Origin of the sequence: Marinifilum caeruleilacunae (assembly GCF_013141825.1) — a bacterium.
GTDB lineage: Bacteria > Bacteroidota > Bacteroidia > Bacteroidales > Marinifilaceae > Marinifilum > Marinifilum caeruleilacunae.
Genome location: NZ_RZNH01000084.1, coordinates 1 through 1,904, shown reverse-complemented (window position 1 = coordinate 1,904; position 1,904 = coordinate 1). Strand labels below are relative to the sequence as shown.

Genomic DNA, 1,904 nt, shown 5'->3' with positions numbered 1-1,904 from the left:
GATAAATACAGAAATAGAGTCAAACCAAAGGTTACTAAAAATCAGCGTGATGCTTTGTGAAATAACCTTAACTTAATGACATTGGGCGCGAGCTTGTAGCTCGTGTCCTGTGAATACAGGCAATTACAACAATTCAACATCAAGTTGCCTCTCGAAACTACACATTCCCAGTTTACGATATTAGTGAAACGCCCCCTTTCGTGTGGCCTCTACCAAATTCAAATTACCCCTAAAAAATTCTTTTTCACACTCCCGCTAAGGCAACTTACAGCTCACACTCAGCCTGTGCAAAAATCCTTACAACCTAATAAAACAAACCACCAACAATGCTGTGCAAATGGCTTGTTATTTTCTTATATTTTCTTCGAAAACAGGTACGAGTGAAACACTCGCACCAGCAGATAGTGCAAACTCGCACTAGCTTTGGATAAAATTTTACAAATTATTTCCTTTAAATCGATCTTTAATTTCTTTAGATTTTACAAATAAATTATAAATATATAAACACGCTTCTTTTTCCGTTTTAAAATCCTTCTTGTTGTTTATGCTTCCTCTTTCATCAAAATAAAACACTTCCCATAAATCATAATTCTCAACTAATACAATAGTGTCAGGAATCAGATCACCATTTAAAGAATAAAACTCTTGATTAACATTTAACAAATCTAATTCTTCTTTTAAATCCTTTTTATTCATTTATACATCCTATTTAATTGGTACAATAAAACCTTTATCCAATAATGTGTTTGCATTGACGGGTGTTAAATATTGAACACCTAATCCCATTTTATCAAATGCGGGAGCTATAGTTGATGTTTGTACATGTATTGGCTTTACAACCATATACGAGTTATAATTCCCATTATTCCCTGGAGGTAAAGCCCGCATAGACATTGGTGTTCCCTTAGGAGAAAAATATTTTCCAAAATCACTACCAAACCTATCAATTTTTGTACCTGGCATCAAATAATCAGATTGCCATTTACCTACTGCCCCTCCATTTTTAGGATAGAAATTTGTTATTTCTTTGGTTTGAACATTATCCCTTACCCAATACGTTCTCTCACCCGGCAAATCAACTTTTCTAAAAGTAGCAGGCTCAGGTAGGTTATCCGTCCTTGTTTGAGGCAAAGACTCCGGTTTCCTCATCGGAGTTTTTATCTCATTTGGCTTTAGAATTTTCGGTTCAAGCGTTTGTGCAGGCATGGTGGTAGGTCCACTATTCAGACTTCCGTTCCAAAACGACCTGCCATTAAGCTTTGCTATTCCTCCATTAACAGACCCTCCAAGCAATGCTCCAAATGCTATTCCTTGTGCATACTCTTCAGGGGTCATTAATGGGTCGCCAAAAGCCAAATGATTTAAACCATTTTGAATTGGCATTGAAGCTGCTGCCGCGGCAGACCCTGCAGCTGCTCCGGCCATAAAGCCTCCTGCTCCGGCAGCTCCTCCTCCTGCTGCTAAAAATGCAGCTCCTCCTGTTGCTGCTCCAACAGCTCCGGCTACCGCACCAATTCCAAATGCCATTAAGCCCTTGCCAAAGCTATCTATTTCCCCTTGCCAGGCTTTTACCCCCAAGTTAATCACTCCTCCAACAACAGCCCCTATTACAATGTGCCAGAATTCTCCGTTCTCATCCACATAAATCATCGGGTTATTCCCCATAGCCAAGTAAGGACTCGAAGCCTGCAGTGCCGGATCAATGGCAAACCAACGGCCTACCTCCGGGTCGTAATAACGAGCATGGTGGTCGTACCAATTTACCCCTAAACTATCAATGAACTCTTTGCCTGTATAAACCCAGTGAAATAGTTTTAAATTCTTAACTTTAGTTTATGTATTATACTTATGTCCTTTTTAGCCAAAAAGACAAGAAGCTCTACGTTGGCTATACTAAAAATTTA

At 39.1% G+C, this 1,904-nt stretch carries 3 protein-coding genes and 1 pseudogene; 1 reads left to right on the top strand and 3 read right to left on the bottom strand.

Annotation, left to right across the window (positions count from 1 at the left end):
• Window positions 1–435 precede the first annotated feature (435 nt).
• The 3 genes and pseudogenes from ELS83_RS21565 to ELS83_RS22500 all read right to left on the bottom strand — a co-directional run.
• The gene (locus tag ELS83_RS21565) at window positions 436–696 is read right to left on the bottom strand and encodes a hypothetical protein (RefSeq protein WP_171597610.1); all 261 of its coding nucleotides are present in this window, start codon (window positions 694–696) and stop codon (window positions 436–438) included.
• Between the two features lie 9 nt (window positions 697–705).
• Entirely contained in the window at window positions 706–1,527 is an 822-nt protein-coding gene (locus tag ELS83_RS22615; RefSeq protein ID WP_346728180.1) for a TNT domain-containing protein, read from the bottom strand.
• A gap of 111 nt (window positions 1,528–1,638) precedes the next feature.
• Window positions 1,639–1,791: pseudogene (locus ELS83_RS22500) on the bottom strand (RHS repeat-associated core domain-containing protein); the annotation flags it as partial.
• A 44-nt stretch (window positions 1,792–1,835) separates the two neighbouring features.
• Between ELS83_RS22500 and ELS83_RS22795 the strand changes: the two are divergent.
• Window positions 1,836–1,904: GIY-YIG nuclease family protein (locus ELS83_RS22795; protein ID WP_171597611.1), on the top strand; the 69-nt coding region annotated here is incomplete at its 3' end.

Coding starts and splice junctions, on each gene's coding strand:
- ELS83_RS21565 (WP_171597610.1), bottom strand. CDS start 696: ATGAATAAAAAGGATTTAAAAGAAGAATTAGATTTGTTAAATGTTAAT.
- ELS83_RS22615 (WP_346728180.1), bottom strand. CDS start 1,527: ATGGCATTTGGAATTGGTGCGGTAGCCGGAGCTGTTGGAGCAGCAACA.